The sequence below is a fragment of the Kangsaoukella pontilimi genome (genome assembly GCF_009830125.1).
GTDB classification, from domain to species: domain Bacteria; phylum Pseudomonadota; class Alphaproteobacteria; order Rhodobacterales; family Rhodobacteraceae; genus Kangsaoukella; species Kangsaoukella pontilimi.
This window is the reverse complement of sequence record NZ_WUPT01000001.1, coordinates 83,108-95,875: the sequence shown is the minus strand read 5'-3', so window position 1 is coordinate 95,875 and position 12,768 is coordinate 83,108. Positions and strand designations below refer to the sequence as shown.

The 12,768-nt window shown below is 64.5% G+C and carries 17 protein-coding genes; 13 read left to right on the top strand and 4 right to left on the bottom strand.

Annotated features, from left to right (window positions below; translation table 11 throughout):
- Window positions 1-91 precede the first annotated feature (91 nt).
- From GQ651_RS00570 to GQ651_RS00560, 3 genes are all read left to right on the top strand, one after another.
- Window positions 92-859, top strand: coding sequence for a FadR/GntR family transcriptional regulator (locus GQ651_RS00570; RefSeq protein WP_160762276.1), 768 nt, complete (start codon window positions 92-94; stop codon window positions 857-859).
- A 309-nt stretch (window positions 860-1,168) separates the two neighbouring features.
- On the top strand, window positions 1,169-2,824 hold the full coding sequence (gene ettA, locus GQ651_RS00565) for an energy-dependent translational throttle protein EttA (RefSeq protein ID WP_160762275.1): 1,656 nt from the start codon (window positions 1,169-1,171) through the stop codon (window positions 2,822-2,824).
- A 425-nt stretch (window positions 2,825-3,249) separates the two neighbouring features.
- Window positions 3,250-3,624 carry a hypothetical protein gene (locus GQ651_RS00560; RefSeq protein WP_160762274.1) on the top strand — a complete coding sequence of 125 codons (375 nt, stop codon included), beginning with the start codon at window positions 3,250-3,252 and terminating at the stop codon, window positions 3,622-3,624.
- On the opposite strand, the gene GQ651_RS00555 is transcribed toward GQ651_RS00560, so the two are convergent.
- Window positions 3,625-4,248, bottom strand: coding sequence for an ImuA family protein (locus tag GQ651_RS00555; RefSeq protein WP_160762273.1), 624 nt, complete (start codon window positions 4,246-4,248; stop codon window positions 3,625-3,627).
- Between the two features lie 101 nt (window positions 4,249-4,349).
- Between GQ651_RS00555 and GQ651_RS00550 the strand changes: the two genes are divergently transcribed.
- The 5 genes from GQ651_RS00550 (at window position 4,350) to GQ651_RS00530 (ending at window position 7,745) form a co-directional block, all read left to right on the top strand.
- Window positions 4,350-5,396, top strand: coding sequence for an aldo/keto reductase (locus tag GQ651_RS00550; RefSeq protein ID WP_160762272.1), 1,047 nt, complete (start codon window positions 4,350-4,352; stop codon window positions 5,394-5,396).
- Between the two features lie 69 nt (window positions 5,397-5,465).
- The gene (locus GQ651_RS00545) at window positions 5,466-5,813 is read left to right on the top strand and encodes a hypothetical protein (protein WP_160762271.1); all 348 of its coding nucleotides are present in this window, start codon (window positions 5,466-5,468) and stop codon (window positions 5,811-5,813) included.
- Window positions 5,801-6,340 carry a lipocalin family protein gene (locus GQ651_RS00540; RefSeq protein ID WP_227257915.1) on the top strand — a complete coding sequence of 180 codons (540 nt, stop codon included), beginning with the start codon at window positions 5,801-5,803 and terminating at the stop codon, window positions 6,338-6,340. Before GQ651_RS00545 ends, GQ651_RS00540 begins: the two co-directional genes overlap by 13 nt.
- Entirely contained in the window at window positions 6,337-6,849 is a 513-nt protein-coding gene (locus GQ651_RS00535; protein WP_160762270.1) for a 3-hydroxyacyl-CoA dehydrogenase NAD-binding domain-containing protein, read from the top strand. Before GQ651_RS00540 ends, GQ651_RS00535 begins: the two co-directional genes overlap by 4 nt.
- Window positions 6,850-6,857: 8 nt before the next feature.
- A complete protein-coding gene (locus GQ651_RS00530; protein WP_160762269.1) occupies window positions 6,858-7,745 on the top strand; it encodes a DMT family transporter in 888 nt (295 codons plus the stop codon).
- On the opposite strand, the gene GQ651_RS00525 is transcribed toward GQ651_RS00530, so the two are convergent.
- The gene (locus tag GQ651_RS00525) at window positions 7,742-8,410 is read right to left on the bottom strand and encodes an NUDIX hydrolase (RefSeq protein WP_160762268.1); all 669 of its coding nucleotides are present in this window, start codon (window positions 8,408-8,410) and stop codon (window positions 7,742-7,744) included. The two genes, GQ651_RS00530 and GQ651_RS00525, sit on opposite strands and share 4 nt — an antisense overlap.
- A gap of 1 nt (window position 8,411) precedes the next feature.
- Window positions 8,412-8,840 carry a DUF983 domain-containing protein gene (locus tag GQ651_RS00520; RefSeq protein ID WP_227257914.1) on the bottom strand — a complete coding sequence of 143 codons (429 nt, stop codon included), beginning with the start codon at window positions 8,838-8,840 and terminating at the stop codon, window positions 8,412-8,414.
- Window positions 8,841-9,005: 165 nt separating this feature from the next.
- On the opposite strand from GQ651_RS00520, the gene GQ651_RS00515 reads away from it, so the two are divergent.
- The 4 genes from GQ651_RS00515 to GQ651_RS00500 are packed head-to-tail and all read left to right on the top strand — an operon-like array spanning window position 9,006 to window position 10,979.
- Window positions 9,006-9,503: an EF-hand domain-containing protein gene (locus tag GQ651_RS00515; protein WP_160762267.1), complete on the top strand. Its 498-nt coding sequence runs from the start codon at window positions 9,006-9,008 to the stop codon at window positions 9,501-9,503.
- 54 nt (window positions 9,504-9,557) lie between these two features.
- Window positions 9,558-10,157, top strand: a complete 600-nt coding sequence (locus GQ651_RS00510; RefSeq protein ID WP_160762266.1) for a sigma-70 family RNA polymerase sigma factor — start codon at window positions 9,558-9,560, stop codon at window positions 10,155-10,157.
- A complete protein-coding gene (locus GQ651_RS00505) occupies window positions 10,150-10,503 on the top strand; it encodes an anti-sigma factor (RefSeq protein WP_160762265.1) in 354 nt (117 codons plus the stop codon). The genes GQ651_RS00510 and GQ651_RS00505 overlap by 8 nt, the downstream gene beginning before the upstream one ends.
- A complete protein-coding gene (locus GQ651_RS00500) occupies window positions 10,500-10,979 on the top strand; it encodes a periplasmic heavy metal sensor (RefSeq protein WP_160762264.1) in 480 nt (159 codons plus the stop codon). Before GQ651_RS00505 ends, GQ651_RS00500 begins: the two co-directional genes overlap by 4 nt.
- A 15-nt stretch (window positions 10,980-10,994) precedes the next feature.
- On the opposite strand, the gene GQ651_RS00495 is transcribed toward GQ651_RS00500, so the two are convergent.
- Window positions 10,995-12,395 (bottom strand): diguanylate cyclase, encoded by a 1,401-nt coding sequence (locus GQ651_RS00495; RefSeq protein ID WP_160762263.1) that lies wholly within the window; start codon window positions 12,393-12,395, stop codon window positions 10,995-10,997.
- A gap of 85 nt (window positions 12,396-12,480) precedes the next feature.
- On the opposite strand from GQ651_RS00495, the gene GQ651_RS00490 reads away from it, so the two are divergent.
- On the top strand, window positions 12,481-12,768 hold the full coding sequence (locus GQ651_RS00490) for a DUF3572 domain-containing protein (RefSeq protein ID WP_160762262.1): 288 nt from the start codon (window positions 12,481-12,483) through the stop codon (window positions 12,766-12,768).

The following is a 12,768-nucleotide window of genomic DNA, read 5'->3' as shown; positions in this document are numbered from 1 at the left end:
TTTCCCCACAGGAAATCGCACCTCTCGCGCACGCACGGGCTTGAAGACGCAGCAGAGCCGCCAGTAAACTGCGTGCCGAGAGGAACGCGCGATGCCTTTTGAGCGAATTCAGCCAGAAAAGCTGTCCAACTCGGTCGTCAAACAGATCGAGCAGCTGATCTTACGCGGCATCCTTCGCCCGGGTGAGCGCCTGCCGTCCGAGCGTGACCTGTCCGAAAAACTGGGTGTTTCACGCCCTTCGTTACGAGACGCCGTGGGTGAGCTGCAGCGAAACGGTCTTCTGATCAGCCGGGCCAATAGCGGGATATTCGTGGCCGATGTTCTCGGCTCTGCATTTTCGCCTGCGCTGCAGCGGCTGTTTTCGACGCATGAAGAAGCTGTCTTCGACTACATCGCCTTTCGCCGCGACATGGAGGGGCTTGCGGCCGAACGGGCGGCGCGCCTCGGCTCCGACACGGATCTGCAGCTGATCAATTCGATCTTCGAGAAAATGGCGAGCGCCCACGCCAAGAGGGACCCCTCGGACGAGGCCCGTCTTGACGCCGATTTTCACCTGTCGATCATCGAGGCCAGTCATAACGTCGTTATGCTGCACATGATGCGTTCGATGTACGAACTGCTCCGGGCCGGGGTTTTCTACAACCGCAAGATCATGTTCCAGCAGCGTACGACCCGCGAAGCGCTGCTCGACCAGCATCGTGCCATCAATACTGCGCTTCTGGCTCGTGAGGGGGCAGAAGCACGACGTGCGGTTGAAGCGCATCTGGATTTCATTGCGCAGGCTCTGAGCGATCACCTGAAAGCCGAGAAGAACGAAAGCATCGCGCGGAAGCGCCTGGCGCACGAACAGGCACGCTAGAGCAGCAGCGGCACTCATTCACGGGTGTCGGCATGAGTATTTCGGCCAAGAAGAAGGAGCAGGAACGCAGCGCATTCGCAGCCGCGCCCTGCCGAAGGTCACACTGCCTTCTCCTTGGACGGTCATCGGCGCTCCCGCCTGTACCGTGACAACAATTTGACTCAAATTGTCTTTCTTCTTGGTTAAAATACTCAAGGTAGCTGCCTGACAGCAGTCTTGCCTTTCGGCAGGCGCATTGCCGGTCTCCGATTGCACTGTATCGACCCTGACGTTACATGCATCACACTCAGGATCGCGCAGGGGTTTCCGATGGCCAGCTATCAATATGTCTACCACATGGACGGTGTCTCCAAGACCTATCCGGGCGGCAAGAAGACCTTCGAGAATATCCGGCTCTCATTCCTGCCCGGCGTCAAGATCGGCGTCGTGGGCGTCAACGGCGCGGGTAAGTCAACTCTGCTCCGCATCATGGCCGGACTGGACAAGGATTTCTCCGGCGAGGCATGGGCCGCCGAGGGTGCAAAGGTCGGGTATCTGCCGCAGGAGCCGGAACTGGATCAGACGCTGACCGTCCGCGAGAACGTTATGCTGGGCGTGGCCGCAAAGAAGGAAAAGCTCGATCGGTTCAACGAACTGGCGATGAACTATTCCGACGAGACCGCCGAAGAGATGGCCGCGCTTCAGGACGAAATCGACAGCCAGAACCTCTGGGATCTCGACAGCCAGATCGACGTCGCGATGGAGGCGCTCCGCTGCCCGCCGGACGACGCCGATGTCACGACGCTGTCGGGCGGCGAAAAGCGCCGCGTTGCGCTCTGCAAGCTCCTGCTGGAAGCGCCAGAGATGCTGCTTCTGGATGAGCCGACCAACCATCTCGACGCCGAGACGATCGCATGGCTGCAGCAGCATCTGATCGACTACAAGGGCACGATCCTGATCGTCACCCACGACCGCTACTTCCTCGACGACATCACCGGATGGATTCTCGAACTCGACCGGGGTCGAGGCATCCCTTACGAGGGCAATTACTCGGCCTGGCTGGAACAAAAGGCCAAGCGGTTGGAGCAAGAGGCGCGCGAGGACAAGTCGCGCCAGAAGACGCTCGAGCGCGAGCTTGAATGGATTCGTCAGGGCGCGAAGGCGCGTCAGGCCAAGCAGAAGGCCCGCATTAACGCCTATAACGAACTGGCCAATCAGTCGGAGCGGGAAAAGCTTAGCCGCGCCCAGATCATCATCCCGTCCGGCCCGCGCCTCGGATCGAAGGTGATCGAGGTCGAGGGTCTGAAAAAGGCAATGGGCGACAAATTGTTGATCGAGGACCTGAGCTTCAGCCTGCCTCCCGGCGGCATTGTCGGTGTGATCGGCCCGAACGGCGCGGGTAAGACGACGCTCTTCCGGATGCTCACAGGGCAGGAACAGCCCGATGGCGGCAGCGTCGAGTACGGCGACACGGTGCAGCTTTCCTATGTGGATCAGTCGCGCGACGCGCTCGACCCCAACGCCACCGTCTGGGAAGAGATCTCGGATGGCGGCGAGGTGATCCAGCTTGGCGATGCCCAGATGAACAGCCGCGCCTATTGCTCGGCCTTCAACTTCAAGGGCGGCGACCAGCAGAAAAAGGTCGGCCTTCTCTCGGGCGGTGAGCGCAACCGCGTGCACATGGCCAAACTCCTGAAGTCCGGAGGCAACGTCCTTCTGCTCGACGAACCGACTAACGACCTCGACGTGGAAACGCTCCGCGCGCTCGAAGACGCGCTGGTCGATTTCGCGGGCTGCGCCGTGGTCATCAGCCACGACCGCTTCTTCCTCGACCGGATCTGCACCCACATCCTCGCCTTCGAAGGCGAGGCCCATGTGGAGTGGTTCCAGGGCAACTTCGAGGATTACGAGGAAGACAAAAAGCGTCGGCTTGGCCCCGACGCCCTTGAGCCAAAGCGGATCAAGCACAAGAAGTTCACACGCTGAGGCCATCGCGGGCCTTCCAAGCACCTTTGCTGAGTCCTTTTGTCAGCGCGTCGGAGAGGGACCGAATGCGGTCTTCTTTCCGGTCGCGCCGGCAAGACTGACCAAGAAACCGCGATTTTTCTGAACAAATCGAAACCTTTTGCATCTCTGGGCGTTAATTCCCCAGCAAAGGAGAAGACCGATGCAACGCGACCCCAAAGACGACCGTCATCGCCGGCAGGAGCCCGCACCACGCGATGCCCGAAAGGGAACGCCGCGCGACTGGACCTTCGATGACTGGGCGATGATCTGAGGGGCTGCGCGGCGTAAGGCACCACCGCGCAAGTTTCTCCGCTCTGATCGATCCCCCGCCAAGCCTCTGGTGCCCGCGTTCTTCGTTTCTTCCTACTTCCCAAACATCCCGATCCGCGCATATCCTTTGCGCCATGACCGCTTTCGACAGATCCGACGGCATTGCCGCTCTTGTCGCCGCCGCGCTGATGCTGGCGGTCGGCGCGATCGGTCTTCTGGAATATGCCGGGGCGCACCCGTTCTGGTCTGGCAAGGTAGCGTATATCGGCGTTCCTCTGGGACTGATCCTCGCCTGGGCAATCCGGCGGATCGGGCTCAGTCGCGGAATGCGGCTGGGGCTTTACCTGTTGGGAACGGTCGTGCTGGTCGCGGCTGCGTCCTGGGGCAAGTCGCAGTTCGCGGCCTCTTTCGCCGAGGACAGGTTCGCCGGTCAGGTCTGGTATTTCGGCTGGATCGGTGCGGCCATGTTCGCGACCGCGCTTCTGGCACGACTTCTTTCGCGAAACTGATCAGCCCGTCACCGGCGCGGCGTCCAGCGTCAGGCCCCTATCACCCCGCCGAACCAGCCAGCTTTTCTCGGGCTCTGTCCGGGCACGGCGGCGCTCCAACTGCCAGGCCTCGCGCCCGTCACCGCCGTGGCGTGCCACAAACGACCAGCGGCTTTCCACCCCCGGCGCACCGCCCTTGCCGGGCGTCAGGACAAGACCCAGAGGGGCCGTCCCCCGCTCGGCCCCGGTCTCGGCGGCAAGGTGCAGGCGGCGGATGGCGGTTAGCCCCGGCGGCCCTGGCAGGTCGGCGACGACGAGCGGCACCGCGCCTGCGCGGAGCGCCTCTTCCGCGGACCAGAGCACGTCTTCGGCCCGTTTCGGTGTGACGAAGAGAAAGCGCGACGGGTCGGCCAACGCCAGCATCCCATCGGGGTTCAGCCGCCCCGGCTCCCATGCGGGACGTATCCAGAGAACCGGGCCGGTCAGCCGTCCCGCGATCTGAACCGCAAGGGTTCGCCGGGCCGACCCGCAAAGCTCATGCGCCCGCGCCCGATCGAGGCCGAGATCGTCCAGAAAGGCCACGCGCGCCCTGTCGGGACGATGGCTTTGACGGCTCAGAAGATGGGCGGCAGTGCTGGCAGGCATGGTGTTTTTCTATCATGTTCTCTTTTTGTTCTCAATCCCCGACTTGCCATTTGTCCCCTCACCCCTATTCCTCTGACCCAAAGACAAAAGGACTTTCCCACATGAAACGCACCACGCTCGGCCGGACCGGCATCGAGGTCTCGGAATATTGCCTCGGCACCATGACATGGGGCACGCAGACCCCCGAAGACGACGCGCACGCGCAGATCGAGCGCTCGTATGATGCCGGCATCGACTTCATGGACACCGCCGAAATGTATCCGGTGAACCCGGTTCTGGCCGAAACGGTGGGCAACACCGAAACGATCATCGGCAACTGGGTGGCCAAGAGCGGACGGCGCAAGGACTGGATCATCGCGACCAAGCATTCCGGCAAGAACGGCGGCTTCGTCCGTGACGGTCGCGGCATCCACCCCGATACGATCCGGGGCGCGGTCGAAGGCTCGCTCAAGCGGCTTCAGACGGACTATATCGACGTCTACCAGTTTCACTGGCCCAATCGTGGCTCGTACCACTTCCGGCAAAACTGGGACTTCGATCCGTCCGGGCAGCCGTCCAAGGGCGAGATCGTCGACGAGATGCACGGTGTCATGCAGGCGCTGAAAGAGATGGTGGACGAGGGCAAGATCCGCGCCTTCGGTCTGTCCAATGACAGCGCCTGGGGCACGATGCAGTGGCTTGGCGCGGCGGCCAAAACCGGCGGGCCGCGCGTCGCCACGATGCAGAACGAGTATTCGCTGCTTTGCCGTCACTACGACACCGATATGGCCGAGCTTGCGGTGCATGAAGACGTGACGCTTCTTGCCTTCTCGCCTCTGGCCGCCGGGTTCCTGACCGGCAAATACCAGAACGACAACATCCCCGAAGGCTCGCGCATGTCGCTCAACGCCGAGATGGGCGGGCGGAAATCGGCGCGGGTCTTCGACGCGACCGCCGCCTATCTGGACATCGCAAGACGGCACGGATTGGACCCGGTCCATCTTGCGCTGCAATGGACCCGCACGCGGCCGTTCCCGACGATCCCGATTTTCGGCGCCACGACGATGGATCAGCTCGAAATCACGCTGAAGGCACCCGAGGTCACGCTGACCGAAGAGGTGCTGGATGAGGTATCGAAGGCACACCGCGCACATCCGATCCCCTACTGATCACGCGACGCTTGCCCGGACGTTCGGCGCTCCCTAACGTCCGGCCAACTGATCAGTGAGGAGGACAGGATGCCGGCGTTCGCCCGGTTCGCAGCGATGATGTGTTCGGTCCTTGTCCTTGGTAGCTGTCAGGAAGACGGCGTGGCCTCCCGGCCCGACGTTCCCCGCGTCCCCCCAATGGTGACCGAGGCGCGCACCCAGTGCGAACGCGACGGTGGCACGTGGGCTCTTCGGGGCAGCGCGCTCTTCACCTGCTACCGGCCTACAAGCGACGCCAACAAATCCTGTTCCTCGGGCAATGACTGCGAAGGGCTGTGCCTCGCGCGTTCGCGCACCTGCGCGCCGATCACACCGTTTCTTGGCTGTCACGAGGTTCTGACCGACGGCGGCACGAGGGCCACGCGATGCGTGAACTGATGCGCCTTGTTGCCGGTCTCAGTCTGACCGCCCTGCTCGCGGGATGCGCGGCTTTTCCGTCCTACCGCGACCAGGACGTTCCTATGACGTCCATGGCGGTGTTCGACCCCTCGGAATATACCGGGCTCTGGTACGAAGTTGCGAGCTTCGAGGCACCCTTCCAGCGCGGTTGCGAGAATACGCGCGCGCTCTATACGCAGCGCGATGACGGGACGCTCGGCGTCCTGAACCGCTGCGAGAAGGACGGCCAGACCGTTCGGATCGAGGGTGACGCCTGGGTCGTAGGACCGGGGCGGCTTAAGGTGAGCCTGTCGGGTGTGCCCTTCGCCGCCGATTACTGGGTGCTCTGGGTCGATGACGCCTACCGTACCGCGGTTGTCGGCACGCCTTCCGGCCGCGCGGGCTGGATCCTGAACCGCGAGCCCACGATCCCCTCTGACCGGTTGGCCGCGGCGCGCGAAGTTCTTGCGTTCAACGGCTACGACCTGAGCGCCCTCAAAGCGACGCCGCAGGAGCTGACGGAATGAGCCGGACGGTCGCCATTCTTGGCCTTGGACGCGCCGGGGGCGAATGGGCGCGCGACATGCTTGACGCCGGCTGGCGCGTGCGGGTCTTCGACCCCGAACCGCAGCCCTCGGGTCTTTCTGGCCTCAAACCCAAGAGCTTCGAGCGGACCGGCACGATTTCCGGCTGCGTGGCCGCGGCGGATTGGGTCATCGTCGCGGTGCCGGATCGGCTGGAACTGATGCAGAAGATCATTCAACGCGCGCAGGCCGAGGCGCCCGAGACGGCGATTGTCGCCGTTCTGTCGGAAACCCATGAGGTGGACGCCATCCAGGGCTGCGCGATCCGGCCCGGACGGGTCATCCACGTGCGCCGTCAGGACGGAGGCGGCTTCGATCTGAACGTCACGCAGCGAAACGACGATGCGTTCCGCCGTGACGCGGTTCTCGCCCTTTCGGCGCTCTCGGCGGTCCGTACCATTGGCGCGGACTACGTCCCCCCGATCCCCCGCGACTTTGCCGCCAGCGCCTGACACTTCCGATGGAACTCTGGATTATCTTCTCGGTCGTCGCGGCGGCGGCGCAATCGGTCCGCTTCGCCATACAGAAAACGCTTGCGGCCGATACGCTTGGCCCGGCCGCTGCGACGTGGGCGCGGTTCCTCTGGTCTGCACCCCTCGTCGCCATCGGTCTCTGGGCCTATCTGACGGCGACCGGTCAAACCTTGCCCGACCTGTCGCTGGAATTCTGGGTATTCGGCGCCTCGGGCGGGCTGTTCCAGATCCTTGCCACGATCTGCACCGTTGCCCTGTTCCGGCGGCGCGCTTTTTCCGTCGGCATCACCTTCAAGAAAACCGAAGTGATGCTGACGGCGCTGGCCGGGCTCGTGATCCTGGGCGATGTCATCTCGACGACCGGCGCGGCGGCGATTGCCGTCGGGTTTGTCGCGGTCCTGCTTCTGTCCAGCCCGCCCGAGGGCGGCAGCCCCTTCAATGCGGGCGCGGCGCTCGGCCTGTTGTCCGGCGTTTTCTTCGCTCTGGCCGCGGTCACTTATCGCGGAGCGACTCTGTCGATCGAGGATGCCGACCTGATCGTGACAGCCGGCACGACGCTGACCATGATCACGTTCCTGCAGACCGTCATGCTCGGCGTTTGGCTGGCCTTCCGGCAGCCAGGGCAGATCACCGAAACGCTGAAGAGCTGGCGGCGCTCCGGGCTGGTGGGCGTCTTCTCGATGATCGGCAGCTTCTCGTGGTTCGCGGCCTTCAGCCTTCAGAATGCGGCCTACGTGTTTGCCGTCGGGCAGATAGAGCTCTTGTTCTCGCTTCTGATCGGGCGGCTGATCTGGGGCGAGCGGCCCGAGCGGCGCGAGAGTGTTGGCATGGCGCTGCTGACCCTGTCCATCGTGACGGTCGCCGCGGTCGGCTAAAGCCAGATCACGTCCGACGACAGGCTGTCCGCCCGGACAAAGGGCACCCGCTCGGGCGCATCGAGGCTCGGCAGATGGCGCGACAGTTCGGCCAGCACCAGTTCGGTCACGAAGGCCGTGTCGAGCGCCCTGACCTCGGATAACGGCACCCAAGTGAGATGGGACAGTTCATCGCTGGCCTGAGGCAACGCGTCTGGGTCGTCGGCAAGGGCTTCGGCGGGGGCGAGGAAGAAGCGCGCATCAAAGCGGCGGGGCCGGCCCGGTGGCGTCACGGCGCGGAAGAAGAAGCGCAACGCGCTGGCAGAGGGCGCACCGCCGAAACCGGACCACGCCCCACCCTGCCCGTCCGTGTCCGTGACAGCGAAGCGGTGTCCGGTTTCTTCCCAGACCTCCCGGATTGCGGCGACGGCAAGCGCCTCGGGCGAGGCGTCGGTTGCGTGAAGCGTCAGGCGCTTGCGGCAGACAGTGTCGAGCGGCGTGCCCAATGCCACCCTCCCGTCTTCCGCGTCCACGGCGCCGCCGGGGAACACGAACTTGTTCGGCATGAAAATCGCGCCCTTGCCGCGCTGCCCCATCAAGACCTTGGGCGCGCGGGCGGCATCCCTCACAATGATGACGGTCGCGGCATCCCTGACGGGCACGTCTTGGTGCGCGCCACCTGTCATCTCAGCTTTCGCGGAAGCCGTGCATGCGCTTGGCCCATTGCAGGCCGACAATCGCACCCTTCAGCCTCGGCAACAGGTAGAGAGACAACGCAACGCATCCAACAGTGAAGACACTGGCGAGAACCATCGGCTCGGGTCGGAAGGTGGTGAAAGCCCAGATGATTGCGGGCGCCATGATGTGGCCCACGATCAGGATGGTCAGATAGGCGGGGCCATCATCGGCACGGTGGGCGTCGAGACGCTCGTCGCAAACGGGACAGGTTCCCCGCACCCTGAGATACGAGCTCATCATCGGGCCCTTGCCGCAATTCGGGCACTTGCGTCGCCACCCGCGCAGCATCGAGCCGCGCACGTCGCGCTCTGCCTCGTCCGAGACGGACTCGGCCTTCTGGATACCTTCGTCGAACATTTCATCACTCGCCTGTGCCATGTCCCTCTACATGGATCGGAGCGTGCGACAGATGAATGGCGCGAAACGTCCTTGCGGCGGGATGTCGCGCCGAACAGGGCAGATTCTTTTTTCGACGGAAAGGCGGGCGGCGTCCGTTTGAAGATGCATGGACGGGCAAGACGCCCATGAGAAAGGAAAAACACCATGGACAAGACAACCGTTAAGCTGATCGCAGCCGCCGCGCTGATCGGGCTGGGAACCCAGGTCGCCATCGCACAGGACGGGCGCGGAGGCGGGCCGCGCATGGATTTCGCGACGCTTGATGCGGACGGCAATGGCCAGATCGAGGAAAGCGATCTCGATGCGCTTCGCGCTGAACGCTTTGCAGCGCTCGACACAGATGGCGACGGTGCAATCAGCGAAGCCGAATTCGTTGCACATGCCGCCGAGCGTGCCGGCGAACGCGCCGCCGAGATGTTCTCACGGCTGGACGCCGACGGCGACGGCATGGTCTCGCGCGACGCCGTCGAGGCGCGTCAGGGCCGCGGAATGGGCGAGCGGCTTCTGAGGCGCGCCGATGCCGACAATTCGGGCGGGGTCAGCGAAGAGGAGTTCGACGCCGCGATGGAGCACTTCGCCGAGCGCCGCGGCGGTGGCCACGAAGGCCGGGGCGACCGCTGGGGCAAGGGGCACCGGAACTGACGACGGGCACGGCGCCGGATTGCCAGATGGTGTGTCCGGCGCTACCCAAACCGGGTGAACAGCGCTTCATCTCCACGACCGGACCCATGGGCCGACACGCCGGATGCCGCGCTTCTGGTGCGGGTCGGGCATGGCGACCCGCAGGCGGCGCGGGCGCTGGCCGGGCGGCTGGCGCCCCGGCTCTTTCGCCACGTGTCCCGGATGACCGGCGATGCCGCCGAGGCCGAGGACATCGTGCAAGAGACCTTGCTCAGGCTCTGGCGGATGGCGCCGGAGTGGCGGCAGGAAGGGGCGCAGGTCTCGACATGGGCGTTTCGCGTCGCGATCAACCTGGCGACAGACCGTTTGCGGGCAAGACGGCCTCAAGTGCCACTCGACAGCGTGGCCGAGCCGGTTGCCGACCTGACAGACGCGGTCCGCCGGATGACCGACGCCGAACGTCTGGCCGCACTCGACCGGGCGATGGCGCGCCTTCCCGAGAGGCAGCGGATCGCCGTGTCGCTCCGTCATATCGAGGAAATGAGCAATCCCGAGATTGCCGAGATCATGGACATCACCGTCGAGGCCGTCGAAAGTCTGACGGCCCGCGGCAAGCGGGCCCTGGCCGAGGCGCTCAAGGGACAGAAGGACGCATTGGGGTATCAGGATGACTGACGACAAACGGGATGATCCAGGTCTCGACCTGTTGTTTCAGACGGCGCGACAGGCACCGGCCGCCGTTCCTGACGGGCTGTGGAACCGGATCGCGGCCGATATCGACGGGCTTCCGTCCGCCACACCGACCGCTTCGCGCCCTGCCCCGCGCCGTCGCCTGTTCGAATGGCTCACAGCCGCAGGCAGCCTGACGGCGGCCACCGCCGTGGGTGTCGTCATCGGCCTGAACAGCGGCACCGGTCTCCCGGCCGGGCTGTCGTTCGTCGATACGGAAAGCTATGACCTCTCCGCCTTCATCGCCGGCGCGGACCCGAGCGTCTTCTATCTTGGCGAGGACAGCGAATGAGCGCGCCTGGTATGCCCGAAAAACCGCATCGCCGCTGGATGTGGCCACTGCTGGTGGTGTCTCTTGCGCTGAACCTTCTCGTGGCCGGGGTCATTATCGGTGCGCTGATGCGGGGCGACGGAGAACGTCCACCGGGTGCGGCGCGCTCGCTGATCGGTGAGCCTTTCGTTCGGGCTTTGGACGAGGACGATCGGCGGGCCTTCCTGCGCGAAATGGTCGGAAACCGGGATCGTCTGCGCGCGAACCGGGCCGACCTGCGCGCGCGCCTTGAGGCGCTTCTCTCCGCCATCGCCGCCGAGGATTTCGACCGCGCACGGGTCGCGGCAATCCTGGCCGAACAGCGCCAGCTTGCGGTCAGGCGTCAGGACATCGGCGAGACGCTACTCCTGGACCGTCTTGAAGGGATGAGCGTCGAAGAACGTCGCGGTTACGCCGAACGCCTTGAAAGAGCGTTCCGCCGCCGGCCCCGCGACTGAGGGGGCAGCACCGGCTCAGACGGCGACCTGCACCTGATTTCGGCCAAGAGCCTTCGCGCGATAAAGCGCCCGGTCGGCGCGCGAGATCAGGTCGGACAGGATGCCGTCGCCAAGCCCGATTGCGGGTGCGGTCAGGCGCCGTTCGCCGCGAAGCCGCTCGATCATGCGCGCGTCCCCCATGCTCAGACCAAGGCTGACCGTCACGGCGACCTCGCTTCCATCATCCAGCTTGATCGGGGACCGTCCGACGCGATTGCGGAGACGATCCGCCGCGTGGCGCGCCTGGGCGAGATTGCTTTCGGCAAGCACGATGAGGAATTCCTCGCCCCCCAAACGGGCGACAAGGTCCACCGCGCGGGTTTGTTGGCAAAGCTGGTCCGCCACCTTTCTGAGGACCATGTCGCCCACCGCGTGGCCGTAGGTGTCATTGATCGCCTTGAAATGGTCGATATCCGCGATCATCAGCGCAAAGGCCTGATCCGCCGCGCGGTCGGAGACGAGATCGGCCAGATAGGCCTCGGCATAGCGCCGATTGTAGAGACCGGTGAGAGAGTCCCGCACCGCGAGCTCCACGCTCGCCTCGGTCGAGCGCCGAAGCGTGTCCTTGACCCCCTTCAACGCCAGCACTCGTTCGAGCCTGAGCGCGATCTCTTCGCGGGCCACATCGAGCGGCACCGCGTCCGTCGCCCCATTGTCCAGCGCCTGCACCGCCGCCAGATCGTCGTCGGGATCATGCAGCACGACGATACCGGCATGGCGGGTATGAACGCGCGCCCGCAGCTCGGGCAGAAGCTGCCGAACGGGCGCCGTCGAGAACGTGCCGCTCCAATCCAGAACGAACGCTTCCACCTGCCGGGTCTGTGCATCGGCGGACAGAACCTCACGGCGGCCGCAACGTTCTTGACGCACCCCGGGCAGGTCCGGCCAGTCGATCATTGAGGGCTCAGCGTTTTCCGATACGAGGACAAGCCGCTTTTGCCGCTCGAAAGTGGCCGCACTTTCCGCGAAGCCGAACTGCATCGACGCGACGCGACGGCGGCGCAGTTCGCGGAATGGCTCCGCGCTTCGGATCACGCTCCGCAGTCGGGCCAGGAAATGGCCCGCGTCGATTGGATAGCGCAGTACCTCTGTCGCGCCAGCCTGCAGCGCGGCCAGCCGTTGGGCTGGCGCGGTGTCGCGGCTCAGGACGAGGATCGGCGGCGCGGAGGCCCCTGTCTTCGTCCGGATCGCCGGGATCAGTGCAACGGCGTCCTCGACACCGGGCCCAAGCAGAACAGCGTCGGGGGGTAGTTCCAGCAATGCGTCTGTCTCGGAAGAGGCGCCGACCGAGACATCATAGTGTCCCGCCGTCAGAAGGGACGAGAGCAGCATTCGCGCGACCGAGCTGTCCTCGATAATGGCCACACGGCTGGTCATGGATCGCCTCAATTTATTTACAATTGTTCTCTGTCGCTTCAGTCTTCGCTTATAAGGGTTAACAAAGCCTTTCCGGAGCCATGCCATGACGCCGCTATCGCGGGATTCGGCCGAACTTCTCGCCATCGAGGCGCTGTCTTGGCTGCTCGGCCAGGACGATCTCGTGACAGTGTTCATGGGCTCAACCGGCGCTGGCGCAGATGACCTGAAGTCGCGCGCGCAGGACCCGGAATTCCTGGCCTCGGTTCTGGATTTTCTTCTGATGGACGACGCCTGGATCACCGGCTTTTGCCGTGATCTGAACTACAAACCCGAATTCCCGATGCGCGCCCGCGCGGCGTTGCCGGGCGGTGCCGCCGTCAACTGGACCTGA